The 14563-nt window shown below is 53.5% G+C and carries 14 protein-coding genes and 1 tRNA gene; 4 read left to right on the top strand and 11 right to left on the bottom strand.

Annotated elements, in window-relative coordinates; translation table 11 throughout:
* The first annotated feature begins 209 nt into the window (after positions 1 to 209).
* The 3 genes from rpsU (at position 210) to rpoD (ending at position 4417) form a co-directional block, all read left to right on the top strand.
* Positions 210 to 425, top strand: coding sequence for a 30S ribosomal protein S21 (rpsU, locus tag N7268_RS02085; RefSeq protein ID WP_001144069.1), 216 nt, complete (start codon positions 210 to 212; stop codon positions 423 to 425).
* Positions 426 to 663: 238 nt separating this feature from the next.
* Complete coding sequence (gene dnaG / locus N7268_RS02090; RefSeq protein ID WP_260861642.1) at positions 664 to 2409, top strand: DNA primase; 1746 nt, start codon at positions 664 to 666, stop codon at positions 2407 to 2409.
* Between the two features lie 160 nt (positions 2410 to 2569).
* Positions 2570 to 4417: an RNA polymerase sigma factor RpoD gene (rpoD, locus tag N7268_RS02095; RefSeq protein ID WP_198905715.1), complete on the top strand. Its 1848-nt coding sequence runs from the start codon at positions 2570 to 2572 to the stop codon at positions 4415 to 4417.
* 45 nt (positions 4418 to 4462) lie between these two features.
* Here rpoD and mug read toward each other — a convergent pair whose 3' ends face one another.
* Positions 4463 to 4969 (bottom strand): G/U mismatch-specific DNA glycosylase, encoded by a 507-nt coding sequence (mug, locus tag N7268_RS02100; RefSeq protein ID WP_260861643.1) that lies wholly within the window; start codon positions 4967 to 4969, stop codon positions 4463 to 4465.
* 124 nt (positions 4970 to 5093) lie between these two features.
* Between mug and N7268_RS02105 the strand changes: the two genes are divergently transcribed.
* A tRNA-Ile gene (locus tag N7268_RS02105) sits at positions 5094 to 5169 on the top strand.
* Between the two features lie 157 nt (positions 5170 to 5326).
* Here the strand turns inward: N7268_RS02105 and N7268_RS02110 are convergent.
* The 10 genes from N7268_RS02110 to N7268_RS02155 all read right to left on the bottom strand — a co-directional run bounded on the left by N7268_RS02110 (position 5327) and on the right by N7268_RS02155 (position 14559).
* Positions 5327 to 5545: a DNA-binding transcriptional regulator gene (locus N7268_RS02110; RefSeq protein ID WP_260863518.1), complete on the bottom strand. Its 219-nt coding sequence runs from the start codon at positions 5543 to 5545 to the stop codon at positions 5327 to 5329.
* 67 nt (positions 5546 to 5612) lie between these two features.
* The gene (locus N7268_RS02115; protein ID WP_260861644.1) at positions 5613 to 6782 is read right to left on the bottom strand and encodes a phage late control D family protein; all 1170 of its coding nucleotides are present in this window, start codon (positions 6780 to 6782) and stop codon (positions 5613 to 5615) included.
* Entirely contained in the window at positions 6779 to 7264 is a 486-nt protein-coding gene (locus N7268_RS02120; protein ID WP_000978867.1) for a phage tail protein, read from the bottom strand. The genes N7268_RS02115 and N7268_RS02120 overlap by 4 nt, the downstream gene beginning before the upstream one ends.
* 14 nt (positions 7265 to 7278) lie before the next feature.
* Positions 7279 to 9720, bottom strand: a complete 2442-nt coding sequence (locus N7268_RS02125) for a phage tail tape measure protein (RefSeq protein WP_260861645.1) — start codon at positions 9718 to 9720, stop codon at positions 7279 to 7281.
* On the bottom strand, positions 9713 to 9850 hold the full coding sequence (locus tag N7268_RS02130) for a GpE family phage tail protein (protein ID WP_077633992.1): 138 nt from the start codon (positions 9848 to 9850) through the stop codon (positions 9713 to 9715). Before N7268_RS02130 ends, N7268_RS02125 begins: the two co-directional genes overlap by 8 nt.
* A 14-nt stretch (positions 9851 to 9864) precedes the next feature.
* A complete protein-coding gene (locus N7268_RS02135) occupies positions 9865 to 10200 on the bottom strand; it encodes a phage tail assembly protein (RefSeq protein ID WP_052946300.1) in 336 nt (111 codons plus the stop codon).
* Positions 10201 to 10262: 62 nt separating this feature from the next.
* On the bottom strand, positions 10263 to 10784 hold the full coding sequence (locus N7268_RS02140; protein WP_260861646.1) for a phage major tail tube protein: 522 nt from the start codon (positions 10782 to 10784) through the stop codon (positions 10263 to 10265).
* Between the two features lie 15 nt (positions 10785 to 10799).
* Positions 10800 to 11978 carry a phage tail sheath protein gene (locus N7268_RS02145; RefSeq protein WP_260861647.1) on the bottom strand — a complete coding sequence of 393 codons (1179 nt, stop codon included), beginning with the start codon at positions 11976 to 11978 and terminating at the stop codon, positions 10800 to 10802.
* A gap of 137 nt (positions 11979 to 12115) precedes the next feature.
* Positions 12116 to 12694, bottom strand: coding sequence for a tail fiber assembly protein (locus N7268_RS02150; RefSeq protein WP_260861648.1), 579 nt, complete (start codon positions 12692 to 12694; stop codon positions 12116 to 12118).
* Positions 12694 to 14559: a phage tail protein gene (locus N7268_RS02155; RefSeq protein WP_260861649.1), complete on the bottom strand. Its 1866-nt coding sequence runs from the start codon at positions 14557 to 14559 to the stop codon at positions 12694 to 12696. Before N7268_RS02155 ends, N7268_RS02150 begins: the two co-directional genes overlap by 1 nt.
* Positions 14560 to 14563: the final 4 nt, after the last annotated feature.

A 14563-nucleotide genomic window follows, 5' to 3' on the forward strand; every position in this document is an offset into this window, starting at 1 on the left:
CGCAGTGTAGGTCGAATGCGGGTTGATGTAAAACTTTGTTCGCCCAGGAGAGAAGCCTCGTGTATACTCCTTGTCCTTATAAAAGTCCCTTTCAAAATCGCGTCGGTGCTTTACAAAGCAGCAGCAATTGCAGTAAAATTCCGCACCATTTTGAAATAAGCTGGCGTTGATGCCAGCGGCAAACCGAATTTATTAAAGGTGAGAGTTACATGCCGGTAATTAAAGTACGTGAAAACGAGCCGTTCGACGTAGCACTGCGTCGCTTCAAGCGTTCATGCGAAAAAGCAGGTGTTCTGGCGGAAGTTCGTCGTCGTGAGTTCTATGAAAAACCGACTACCGAACGTAAGCGCGCTAAAGCTTCTGCTGTGAAACGTCACGCGAAGAAACTGGCTCGCGAAAACGCACGCCGCACTCGTCTGTACTAATTCATTGAGAGCCAAAGCTCTCAATTCAGACTGAGTTGTAGTTGTAAGGCCGTGCTTCCGAAAGGAATGCGCGGCTTATTTTCGTTTATACACGTCATCATTCAAGCTGCCTCTGAGTTGGCTGCAGTCGCTCACCCCAGTCACGTACTGATGTACGCTCCTGAGGATTCGCTCCCTTGCCGCCTTGATGCATCCTGAATGATTTTGTGTATATGAGTCATCAAAAAAACAGGGGCCTATGGCTGGACGAATTCCTCGCGTTTTTATCAATGACCTGCTGGCAAGAACCGACATCGTCGATCTCATCGACGCGCGGGTAAAGCTGAAAAAGCAGGGCAAAAATTATCACGCGTGCTGTCCGTTCCATAACGAAAAAACCCCCTCTTTCACCGTAAATGGTGAAAAACAGTTTTATCACTGCTTTGGATGTGGCGCGCATGGCAACGCCGTCGATTTTCTCATGAACTACGACAAGCTCGAGTTTGTGGAGACCGTCGAAGAACTGGCCGCAATGCACAACCTCGAAGTGCCTTATGAAGCAGGCAGTGGCCCCAGTCAGATAGAGCGCCATCAACGGCAAAGTCTTTATCAATTGATGGACGGCCTGAACACGTTTTATCAACAGTCTTTGATGCAGCCCGCCGCTACCCCTGCGCGCCAGTACCTGGAAAAGCGAGGATTAAGTAGCGACGTTATCACCCGTTTTGCCATTGGTTTTGCCCCCCCCGGCTGGGACAACGTCCTGAAACGGTTTGGTGGCAATTCTGAAAATCGCAAATCGCTGATCGACGCGGGTATGTTGGTGACCAACGATCAAGGACGCAGTTACGATCGCTTCCGCGAACGGGTCATGTTCCCCATCCGCGACAAACGTGGTCGGGTGATTGGTTTTGGTGGACGCGTGCTGGGTGATGCCCTGCCGAAATACCTGAACTCCCCGGAAACCGATATTTTCCATAAAGGTCGCCAGCTGTATGGCCTTTATGAAGCCCAGCAGGATAACGCCGATCCGCAGCGCCTGTTAGTGGTAGAAGGCTATATGGATGTGGTGGCGCTGGCGCAATACGGCATTAACTACGCCGTGGCTTCCCTTGGGACGTCAACTACCGCCGATCATATCCAGTTGTTGTTCCGTGCAACGAACAACGTGATTTGCTGTTACGACGGCGACCGCGCAGGACGCGACGCCGCCTGGCGTGCGCTGGAAACCGCGCTGCCTTATATGACAGACGGTCGTCAGTTGCGTTTTATGTTTTTACCTGACGGCGAAGATCCTGACACGCTGGTACGTAAAGAAGGGAAAGAGGCTTTTGAAGCCCGGATGGAGCAGGCCCTGCCGCTCTCCGCGTTTCTCTTTAATACTCTATTGCCGCAGGTCGATTTGAGTACGCCAGACGGACGTGCACAGCTAAGCACATTAGCGCTGCCGTTGATCACTCAGGTCCCGGGCGAAACGTTGCGCATCTATCTGCGACAAGAGTTGGGAAACAAGCTCGGCATTCTGGATGACAGCCAGCTTGAACGTTTAATGCCAAAACTGGCAGAAAATGGGGCTTCCCGACCGGTTCCGCAGCTAAAACGCACGACCATGCGTATACTGATAGGGTTACTGGTACAGAACCCGGACTTAGCACCGCGGGTTCCGCCCTTAGGCGCCCTGGATCAAAATAAGCTGCCTGGACTTGGCTTATTCAGGGAACTGGTCAACACTTGTCTGTCTCAGCCAGGTCTGACCACCGGACAACTGTTAGAACACTACCGTGGCACAAATGATGCTGCAACCCTTGAAAAACTGTCGATGTGGGACGATATAGCAGATAAAGATATCGCAGAAAAAACCTTCACCGACTCGCTCAACCATATGTTTGATTCGATGCTTGAACTACGCCAGGAAGAGTTGATTGCGCGTGAGCGCACACACGGTTTAAGCAGCGAAGAACGCCGGGAACTCTGGACACTGAACCAGGAACTGGCCAGGAAGTGAAAAACAAAAGTATTTAACGGCTTAACTGCCGAATATCGTTCGGGAAGACCCCGACAGCCGCACGGAGAGGCAGCGGCAAAATATAAGTATGCCCTCGTTTTGCCGTTGGCGGTTTTACCGCCCAACACCAATCAAACGAATTAAGTGTGGATACCGTCTTATGGAGCAAAACCCGCAGTCACAGCTGAAGCTTCTTGTCCAACGTGGTAAGGAGCAAGGCTATCTGACCTATGCCGAGGTCAATGACCATCTGCCGGAAGATATCGTCGATTCCGATCAAATCGAAGACATCATCCAAATGATCAATGACATGGGTATTCAGGTGATGGAAGAAGCACCGGATGCCGATGATCTGCTGCTTGCCGAAACCTCCAACAGCACCGATGAAGACGCGGAAGAAGCGGCTGCCCAGGTTCTGTCCAGCGTTGAGTCCGAAATCGGCCGTACAACTGACCCGGTACGCATGTACATGCGTGAAATGGGTACCGTTGAACTGTTAACCCGTGAAGGCGAAATTGATATCGCTAAGCGTATCGAAGACGGGATTAACCAGGTTCAATGCTCCGTTGCCGAATACCCGGAAGCTATCACCTACCTGCTTGAACAATACGATCGCGTTGAAGCTGAAGAAGCGCGTCTCTCCGATCTGATCACCGGCTTTGTTGATCCGAACGCGGAAGAAGAGATGGCGCCAACAGCGACCCACGTCGGTTCGGAACTCTCTCAGGAAGAGATGGATGACGACGAAGACGAAGATGAAGAAGACGGCGACGACGACAGCAGCGATGACGACAACAGCATCGACCCTGAATTAGCGCGTGAGAAATTCGCTGAGCTGCGTACGCAGTACGAAGTCACCCGCGATACCATCAAAGCGAAAGGCCGCAGCCATGCAGCCGCGCAGGAAGAAATTCAGAAGCTGTCTGAAGTGTTCAAACAGTTCCGCCTGGTGCCGAAACAGTTCGACTACCTGGTCAACAGCATGCGCGTCATGATGGACCGTGTGCGTACTCAGGAACGTCTGATCATGAAGCTCTGCGTTGAGCAGTGCAAAATGCCGAAGAAAAACTTCATCACCCTGTTCACTGGTAACGAAACCAGTGAAACCTGGTTCAACGCGGCAATCGCGATGAACAAGCCGTGGTCTGAAAAACTGCACGATGTTACTGATGACGTTCACCGCGCCCTGCAGAAACTGCAGCAGATTGAAGAAGAGACCGGCCTGACCATTGAGCAGGTTAAAGACATCAACCGTCGTATGTCCATCGGTGAAGCGAAAGCCCGCCGTGCGAAAAAAGAGATGGTTGAAGCGAACTTGCGTCTGGTTATCTCCATTGCCAAGAAATACACCAACCGTGGCCTGCAGTTCCTGGATCTGATTCAGGAAGGTAACATCGGCCTGATGAAAGCGGTTGATAAGTTTGAATACCGTCGCGGCTACAAGTTCTCCACCTATGCAACCTGGTGGATCCGTCAGGCGATCACCCGTTCGATCGCGGATCAGGCGCGTACCATCCGTATCCCGGTACATATGATTGAGACCATCAACAAACTCAACCGTATCTCCCGTCAGATGCTGCAAGAGATGGGTCGTGAGCCGACGCCGGAAGAACTGGCTGAACGCATGCTGATGCCGGAAGACAAGATCCGTAAAGTGCTGAAGATCGCCAAAGAGCCTATCTCCATGGAAACGCCAATCGGTGATGATGAAGATTCGCATCTGGGTGATTTCATCGAGGATACCACCCTCGAGCTGCCGCTGGACTCAGCCACCACCGAGAGCCTGCGTGCCGCAACGCACGACGTTCTGGCTGGCCTGACAGCGCGTGAAGCGAAAGTCCTGCGTATGCGTTTCGGTATTGATATGAACACCGACCACACGCTGGAAGAAGTGGGTAAACAGTTCGACGTTACCCGCGAACGTATCCGTCAGATCGAAGCGAAGGCATTGCGTAAACTGCGCCATCCGAGCCGTTCTGAAGTGCTGCGTAGCTTCCTCGACGATTAATCTCGCCGCATTTACACAAACGCCACCGCAAGGTGGCGTTTTTCTTTACAGTCCGCGAACAACCAGCGCCTCATCTAACTCCCGATACGCCTCAACCAGTTTTTCCAGCGTAATCCGGCTCAACCCACTGGGGTTTGGCAGCACCCAAATCTGCGTTGCACCAATCGTCAACGTTTGTTTCCCCCACTGCGCACCGCGCTGGCTAAAACCTTGTTCAAAGGCCTGTTTGCCCAGGATCGCTAACGCCGAAGGCTGATAGTCCTCTATCTTCTCAACGAGCTTGCGGCCACCACTGCGCATTTCTTGCAGCTTCACTTCATTGGCTTGCACCGTCGGTCTGTCGACAAATTTGGTCACGCCACAGCGGAAATCCAGCAATTGCTCCGCCTCTTCCGGCTTTAACTGACGATCGGTAAAACCGGCCTGATGAATGACCTTCCAGAAGCGGTTAGCAGGATGTGCAAAGGGGAACCCCGTACCCGCCGAAGAGAGCCCCGGATTGATGCCACAAAAAACCACCCGTAGCCCCGGCGCCAGAATATCCTTAACCATAATCACTCCGAAAAATACGTCAGGGGACAAGTATAACGGACTGAAAACACATTGTTTATAAAAACAGCATCCGTACGCTTATGGCTGGATTGCAACGCGGAGTTACTTTATAATCCACCGCCACGGCCCCTTAGCTCAGTGGTTAGAGCAGGCGACTCATAATCGCTTGGTCGCTGGTTCAAGTCCAGCAGGGGCCACCAAATTTTAGCTTTAAAATCATATAATTAAGCCACTCTAAAGAGTGGCTTTTTTGTTGTCTCGTTTTTAAGTGGCGATAAAATGGCGGTGGATTTTATACCGCCATTTTCCTGAGCGTATAAAAAAACCCGCACACGGCGGGCATTTAACGTAAATTTATCAGAGCCACAATGACCGCTGACCACCGACAGTCGGGTGCGGCGGTGCCGGGTCGATAGCTCCTGGAGTAACAATAAAGCGCTCTATCGTTTCCATTGTCATAAACGTACAACTACAGTTGATGTTCTGGCATTGGTGGTAGCGCTCTTTTGTATTCTCTGTTAAATAGCGGCTTGTTCGTGCATGTGCGGCATGATGACACTTTGGACAATGAAACATAACCCACCCTACTATTCTCAATTCGTGAATCAATGATAAACAGCAATTCACTTTTTGTGAATACATTTTATTCATCATCCGGTTCAGCACTGTACTCCACATCGGAGAGCTTAACCTCAAGCTCTAAGCCCGTCGTGAATCCATTATTATTCAGATTGTGAGTTACCTTACTGATTAACCATGCCTGCTCATCTATGACGCGCTTAAAGCCCGACACGCGCACCGGTGTCTCGGGGAATAAATCAGCCCGACCGAGCGCCAGTGTAATTGAAAACTCCGCAACGCCTCGCTGCAACTTATCCCACTTAGCCTGAGCTGCTCGCATCGCCTGAGCCTTTGAAGCGTAGACCGTCGTCAGCGCCAGCACGTTATCAGCCTCACCGGCCATATACTCACCCTCGCGCGCTTCCTGCTCTTTTTTGGCTTTTGTCTTTTTGCTGACCGGCTTTGCTTTCGGGTGTTCCAGTGCGCGCAGGTGCTTCTCTTTTGGTTTACGTTTCAGCGTTACCTTTTGCTTTTGCGGCTTAGGGTCTTTAGTGTGCAACCATTTTGCCGTTACGCCGGTATAAGCCCCACGGTCGGCAATGGCAAACTGATGACGGTCACCATCACTTCGGGTCAGTGTCATTTGTGGGACGGGTCTACCACTGGCCGTCACTGCGCTACCGGCTTTCAGAAACAGCAATTTCCCCGCTTTCACTGATACTGTCGCCCCGTTGCGCTCAGCCAGTCTGGTCAAAAATACTGCGTCGGACTCCTGCGACTGGTCGATATGCGGTACCGGGATTTTTTTCAGCGAATCCGCGACGCTGGCCGTCAGTTTATTGCGTTTTGCGATGGCGCTGACCAGCTCACCGAGAGTGGTGTCGTGCCATGATTCCTCGCGCCGTGAATTGAGCGTTCCGCGAAAATCTGCGCTACGCGCACGGATGGTCAGCGTATCAGGCGCGCCCCGGTGCTCAATCTCATCAACAGTGAAATCGCCCTTATTCAGAAGTCCCGACCCTTGCCAGCCAAGCCACAGCGTCAGCACTGCCCCGCGCAGGGGTAACTCGACTTTGCCGTCGGTATCGTCGAGCTCAATGTCGAGTTGGTCAGCTTCAAACCCCCGGTTGTCGGTCATAGTGAGAGAAATCAACCTGTCACTAAAATTGCTGGTAATGTCCTGGCTGTTCAGCGTCAGCATAAATGCCGGGGCAAGGCTTACTCCGGCGTCAATGGCCATGCCCGTCATCATGCGGTCAGCCCTCCGAGCATACCCTGCAGCTTATCGGTCAGGTTACCGGCAGAGTCAAGCAGCTCGCTGGCCTGCTTATTCAGGTCGCCAAACATCGCTGCCAGTGATTCGTCGACCCGTTTCAGCGAAAGTGTGAAATCAATCTTTCTGGCCGCGCCATCACTGAAAAATTCAGTGTGTGTAGTCGAGACTTTATCGACGATATACATTCCGAGAATATTGCCGGTACCCTCAATCAGCGGCCACGCTCTGCCCTCGTCGGCCATCAGCTCAACCGCCCTCAGTGATATACGGCCGCCGGTAATGGCAGGGTAAAGCGTACCGGCAAGCTGAATGGAGGTTTCCCCCTCACCGAGAAACTGATAAGCGGGAGGTTTACCAACCCTGTCATTAGACACCCAGCGGTAATCCTTCGAGTGTTGCATCGACTGATAAGGCAGGGTGCGGCGTTCAAATACAAACATTCCAAGTGCAAGCATCATTTTTTATTCCCCCCTCAGTCATGGCTCATACTGGCGCGCTGCCGTGCACGCTTCTCGCGCTCAATCTGTTCGAGTGTGTCGCGTAACTGTCGGTCAAGCTGATGCCCCGGCGCAACGCCACCCGGCAAAGTGATGTTGTATTCACTTTTACTCTGGTCAATGTAAGAGCGTCCCGCCGGTGCGGTCACTGGCTGATAAGCCTGATAACCACCATATGTGCTGGTTGCCGGGATGTAGGAATTACCCTGTGTAGCGGAGTTGGTTTTTGCTGCGGTCTTGTCCAGGCTGCCTGACTCTTTGTTGATGATACCGAGCTTTTCGAGAAGCCAGTCGACACCGCTGCGCAACTTGTTAAATACATTGAGCGGAGCCATCAAAGCAGAGGCCAGCGTCTGACCAAATATGACGCCGACATTTTTGCAGCTATCGAGTGTTTCCTGCGCGGCCTTGACCGGTGCTATAAGGTCTTTAAACCACTGCCAGACGCCGCGCAGTTTCTCACCGAGACCATCAAAAACTGGTGCCAGTGGAGCGAACATTTCCCTGACAGGAGCAAAGGCGCTCATGACTCCCTCAATCACCCCCGAGAAAAATGCGCTGACTGGCTCCCAATATTTACGGATGAGTAACGCCCCGGCCACAATCGCCGCCCCCACAGCCACAATCGGCCAGGTAATCGCGCCGAGTGCGGTCAAAATGGCGCTACCGGCGACAGTAAAGACCGTACCCAGCACGCCAGCAGCAGCGATAATGGCGTTAATCCCCATGACAACCGGCCATGCAACGAGACCAATGCCGCCGATGATGCCAATCAGAGCCAGCGCACCACCGGCAATGATGCCAATAGTTTCCGCTAACCCTTTGTTGTCTTTGATCCATCCGTCGAGCTTTAACACGTATTGTGTGGCGGTTTGGGTCAGCTTGCGCAGAGAGCCCTCTTGCTGGTCAAAAAGGTCGGTACCGACAGCCTCATAAGCAGACTGAAACTCTTTAAAGTCGCCGCCGAGGTTATCCTGCATAACCTTAACCAGTTCCTCGGTTTTACCGTCTGATGCTTTCAGCGCGGCGGCTAGCTGGTCGAGCTTGCCGCTGGCCGCTGCCGCCATCAGCACGTTAGCCGATGAGCTGGCTTCTTCGCCGAATATGGTTTTCATGTATTCGGCTTGCTGGGCGGTACCGAGATTGTTGCGCTTAAAGCTGGCCTGCATTTCTTTCAGGATGGTAAAAATCGGGCGCGTATTACCTTTGCTGTCCGAGGTTTTGACACCCAGCTCCTTGAGGGCATCCCATGCTTTGCCGGTCGGTGCCTGCAGGCGGCTTAACACCGCACGGCTCCCGGTACCGGCCATCGAACCAGTAATTTTCGCATCATGCAGAGCCCCCACCATCGCGGCGGTCTCTTCAATACTGACACCTGCATTTTTTGCCACCGGCGCGGCATAGGTCATAGCATCGCTGAGGCCGTCAAAGTCGGCGGCGGTTTTGTTCATCACCGTAGACAGCACATCGCCAATATGTGCGACTTTGTCATTTGAAAGCTGAAACGCGGAGCGCATCCCCATCAGTAACGCGGCGTTTTCCTCCATTGTGCGACGGTTAGCAAGCGCCATATTCAGAGTAACTGGCGTTGTCACCTGAATCGCTGCGGCATCACCACCACCTTTTGCGATAATAATCTGCGCACTCGCAGCATCGTCGGCAGAGGCGGCGGTATTGTCGCCGAGCTGTCGCGCCTGTTTGCGTAATGCCTGCATTTCTGGCGACTGCTTATCGACCCCGAGCACAGCCTGCAGCTCGGAATTTTTCTGCGCAAAGTCATAACCGGGCATCAGCAATTTAACCCCGGCCATCGTTCCCGCTGTCGCAATACCTACCCCGGCAGCGCCTGCTGCGGCCATGTTACCGGCAAGCTCCTTACCTGATTTATATCGTTCTTTCACGCGGTTTAAGTGCGCCTGCTGTGCGCTGACCTTCGCCAGCGCCTCGCGCTGCCGGTTGAGTTGTGCTGTCGTTTCACTGATGCGGTTTTTTAATCCTCGCTCGTCATTAGCAAGGTTGCGGGTATTGATTCCGGCAGCACCCAGTTCGCGTTGCTGGCGTTTTACCGACTCGGTGAGGCTGTTGTATTTGACCTGCAGACCATCAGCCGCACGTTTTGCCGATTCAAGCACCTGCGCCTGCGCACGCGTTGGCCGTTCGGTATTTTTAAATTGGGTGGCAAGCTCCTCGGCTTCACGTTTCGCTTTTTCAAGCGCCTGACCGGTTACGGCCAGTTGCGCGCTTGTCTTACGAAAGCCGTCGATTTTCGACGCCTGACCATTCAGGTCACGCAGCCCTTTTTGTGTGGTGCGAATATCACCCGACAGGGTTTTACTCGCGGTCTGGATAGATTTAAGCGGTCGGGTCGCCTGGTCGACCGCTTTCAGCAATACCTCAAGCCTCAGGTTATTACTCATTGTGGTTTCCGCTACGCTGCAGCGCCTTTTCGCGCCATGTGATGAGCTCGCACAGGCTCAGGGAATAGAGCTCTGATGGCGGCCAGTGGAATATCACTGCGATATCCGCCATCAGGTCATCGGTCGACAGGTCGGGCGGGAAATCTATTCCGCCGAAGCCGGTGACAAAAAACCAATCACCTTAGCGGCCAGCGACAGCATATCTGGCAGGTTCATCGCGGTGAGTTCCTGCGTGGTGAGTGCCGGATAGGTCATGCGGGGCAGCACCTTAATCAGCGCATCGACCTCGGACTGCGCCACCGCCGCCAGACTGACGCCACGCAGGGTACCTGCGTTCGGTTCAATCAGGGTGACCTTTTCAATCGTCTGACCGGCGCGCTTAATCGGCTTGTCGAGGGTCACGACGTTCGGGTTTACGGTGTCAATTTCATTGCCAGCCGTATCAACAAATTCAGGGGTTTTGCGTGGAGCTTTTGCCATGATGTTTTTCTCTGCTCTGAATGGGGGTAATAACCGGCCAGCAGTGCTGACCGGTCAGGGAATTACAGCAGCCCGATTGCGCGGCGGTGCTGCTCCAGACGGTCGACATCGTTCACCTTCTCGACCATGTTGACGGTGTCGATTTCGATAATGTCGCTACCATCAATCGTGAGGCGGTAATAGGTGCAGACGGTCGACAGTTTGGTCGAGGTGTTTTCACCCTGCTTATTCTCGCCGCCGTCGATTTCTTTATGACGGCCACGCATGACCACCTCGACAGCAACGATTTCGCCAGTGTCGTCACGCTGGTAAGATCCAGCAAAACGCAGCGGCACGGCATCAGCACCCGGTGCCGCATACTGCGCCCACAGCGCCACATCAGGCAGGCCACCGACAGACCATTCGACGGTGAGCGCATCATCGTCGAGACCAAGGTCAATCGCCGCCGCGCCATTCATGCCGCCGCCGCGATAGTTTTCGAGCTTGCGGGTCAGCTTCGGCAGTGTCACGGATTCAACAACGCCCATATAGCTAAGGCCGTCATTGAACATGTTCAGATATTTAAGTTTGCGGGGTAGTGCCATGTTGTTTCAGGCTCCTTAGCTGTTGACCGATTCGGCCAGATTCACCAGATATTTATCGGTGATACGCTGGCGCAGGGTCAGGCTTTCCAGTGGTGGAACCGGCGTATAGTCGTAGTCGATATACAGTTTCCCGGCTTTGAGGGTTTCCTTGTCGTTCGATTCCTCGTCGAACCAGCATTCACCGTCCACGATGTAGCCGTTAGATTTCAGCTCGCGGAATTTGGCGTTAATGCCGTCGACAATGTCACGGATGAGCGATGCGGTGATGGGCTTATCGACCGCCCACATGTGCGCCTCAGCCATTGTGTCGGCCAGCACCTGCGCGGTGCGGGTGTAGTTCTCAAACAGGAAAAGCGGGTCATCAGAACAGGTGCGGTTCCCCCAAAAACGGAAACCATCTTTGCGCACCAGAGTCGTGACTCCGGCCTCGTTGAGTAGGTCAGCATCGGTGCCGGATGCCTGCAAATCCCAAAAGACTGAGGCACTGATGCCAGTGACGCCCTGTACGCCAACGTTAGACAGCGTTTTGTGCCAGCCGATAGTCTGGTCGATGTAGGCACGCAGACCGAGTGCGCGAGCGGTGGCGTAGGCCGTCGCGGTGGCGTTCGCGGTGGTATCCCATGCGAGGAAGTCAGGCCAGATGAGCATCAGTTCGCGCTGGCTGAAATTCTCACGATAGGCCATCGCCTCGGAAATGGTTTTACAGCCCCACGCGCTGACATAGCAAAATGCGCGTAGCTTGATAGCGGCTGACGCAAGTGCGACCGCTACCTCTTGCGTATCGAGACCCGGCACACCGAGAATACGCGGCTTAACGCCGGTAACTGCTTCGGCAGTCAACAGCGCTTTAATGCCAGTGTATTTACCATTCTCATCCGTGCCTCCGATGATATTGGTAACGGTCTGCGCTTCTGCATCGTCACCGGTACCTTCGGCAATGCGCACAACGATAGTAACCGGCTTCGACTGGTCTGCGATGGCCTGCAGGGAGGTCGCCAGCGTGCCTTTTTTACCGGCTTTCGCAATGGCGCTTTGCACGTTGGTAATCAGTACCGGCTCATTGAGGGGGAATAGCTTCGCATCCGCATCACTGGCCGTGCAGACAATGCCGATGATAGCGGTCGAAACTGTGGAAATGACGCGGGTGCCGTCGTTAATTTCAAGCACCTGCACGCCGTGGTGAAAATCACTCATCCGGTTAACTCCATGGTTAAGGGGTGAGTGTATTTTCTGTTGTGTGGTGGTGGCGGGCTATTTGTCAGGGTTGGATAAGGTCTGGCACAACCGGGGAGCAGGAAAGCGCGGGCAACCGCCCGCCTGAGTGATACCGGTTATGCGGGCAGTTCCGGCCATGTGATATCGGGGGCATCTTCGGGTTTGATTCGGTTTAGCATCACGCGATACTTTTTCCACGCAATAAGCGCATTCGATTCGTCTTCCGTGGCCATATACAGATCAACAGCATCCTGTAAGGGGGCAATAGCCGATGTTGCAATCGTCAGCAGGTTTGCTTTTTCCTGCGCCGCCTGCCCCTGACGAAATGTTTTTTCCGCTTCGGCATCGTGGAGCCACTGAGTACCGTCCCATTTTACATACTCCCCGTCAGGTGCAACCGACACAACGTTATCAGGCAGAGCGCCCAGCTCTTCAATAACAGTGGGCTTACCGGTGCTGATGTCATAAACGGTTGTCCCACGGTGGTCTTCCACCCGCGACCATTTATTAGCCTGAGCATCAAAAACAGCCACAAAACCCGCCGTCACTTTTGGGGGCGCAATATCGGTGCTGTAGGCAGGCAAGCCCGTATTGGCCGGAATAAAGCCATCCCCCTTACCGATAAACTCATTCGTGGCAGATGACAGGTTGTAAATCGTAATCACGCGATTGGTGTTGGTCATTTTAAAAGTCATTATGCAAGCCTCACAATGTAGTTAAATGCGGTGTTTTTTACGGTATTTTCAGCCTGACCAGATGCCCAAACAGTTACACCGTGGCTGTGCGCGCCAATATAGACAGAGTGAGCATGTGCCCCAATATATACCGAGTGAGCGTGGTCGCCCGATGGGGTGGTCGTCATGGTTCCTGCAGTGGCTAATGCCTGGTTTCGGTCACCATCTTTAACGGTTGTTGAAGTCGGGCCAGTATAATTGTGAGCGTGTGAACCTGTGGTATTCGTCGTTTTGGTTCCGTAATCAAATCCGGTTGTGTCCCGGTTTCCAATGTCGGTAGCCGCGACCGTTGCGCCGTGGTCGTGTGATTTAATACCGTCGAGCTCCTGAGACAATACGGCGCGTCCGCTGGCTGGTTTGCCTTTGATGGTCTGACCGCGCATATCAGGAATCACCCCAGAGGGATACGCCACTGCAAGCAACGGATAGACTGATTTATCAAAGGCCTGTCCCTGCATTAATGCATAACCAGCGGGCACAGCATCAGACGGCCACGGGACAGGAGCGCCCACTGGATAGGCATCAGAGGGCGGATTCGCGGTGTTGAAATCCCTGCGCCAGCCCGGCAAATAGACATCACCATGATTGATGTAGGTAAACTGAGCGCTGGCAAGTCCACTCATTGCTGTTGTCGGGGTCGTAATGCGAATAGTCATTGCGCCGCGAATACCCATCACCTCAACCACCGCACCGGCTAACTGGATATTTCCGCACCCGGTATCGGTGATGGTTCGGTTATCACCATAAGACCACGAACCTTTACACATCCAGTACGGATGATTAAACGCACCTTGTTGCTCCAGCCAGACGATAAACTCCGCAGTCGTCCAGTTACCGCCCCCGCCAATGCTTACAGAGCCACTGAAAGCCCGCGCTGCGCCTGTGTTACGCACGAATAAATCTTTTTCTGGAATATCCCTGCCGTTCTGCTCTTTAGCCAGTCTCTTATCTGCGTTGTCGTTAGCTTCCTTGACCGCTTTCGGTGTCGCGGCAAGGCTCTCAGATGAGCTGTCAGTATCGCTGCTGAGTTTCACCAGACCTTTCTGCGTTGTGCTCGCGTCCTGAGCTGTATATTTACCATTAGCAAGGTCATACGCCGCCTTAACCGCTTTCGACGTCGCGGCGAGCGTCTCAGACGTGCTGTCGGTCGCGCTGCTGAGCTGCACCAGACCTTTCTGCGCTGTACTCGCGTCCTGAGCCGTATATTTACCACTGGCAAGGTCATACGCCGCCTTAACCGCTTTCGGCGTCGCTGCGAGCGTCTCAGACGTGCTGTCGGTCGCACTGCTGAGCTGCACAAAACCTTTTTCTTTCAGCGTGGCGTCAGGATGATTGCGGGACCGCTCATGCTCAGCCAGTTTGTCGTCGACATAATCCTGTGTGGCCATCACCGTTGTTGCATCAATGGACAACGCCACCGAGTCGATGCTGCTGACAATAATCACCATGCGACAGGTCTGCGCACGCCCCGAGCCCTCGGCCAGCTTCGGCTTATAACTTTCAGCCATATTGGCAACGGCAATCAGCGTGCCTGCATCATCATACAGACCCAGCTCGCGCATCCAGAAACCACCCACATCAGGAGGGATGACCAGCTCTGCCACAATATAGTTTTTATTTTTGTTGTCCTGGCTGATTTTATTCAGCGCACGACGCCAGACTTCATTAATGAGCTTTGTCTGACCGGCGTTAGGCTCCGGCAGCGTGCCGCCGCCATCCCCGACGGCCATCGCGGTAAGGTTCACTTTTTTTCCACCCGGCACAGTAGCTGCTGCCAGTTTCTCAGCACCGGCAGTGGTAATAATTGTTTTAAATTTTTTGCTCATTATT

Origin of the sequence: Citrobacter sp. Marseille-Q6884, from assembly GCF_945906775.1 — a bacterium.
GTDB lineage: Bacteria > Pseudomonadota > Gammaproteobacteria > Enterobacterales > Enterobacteriaceae > Citrobacter.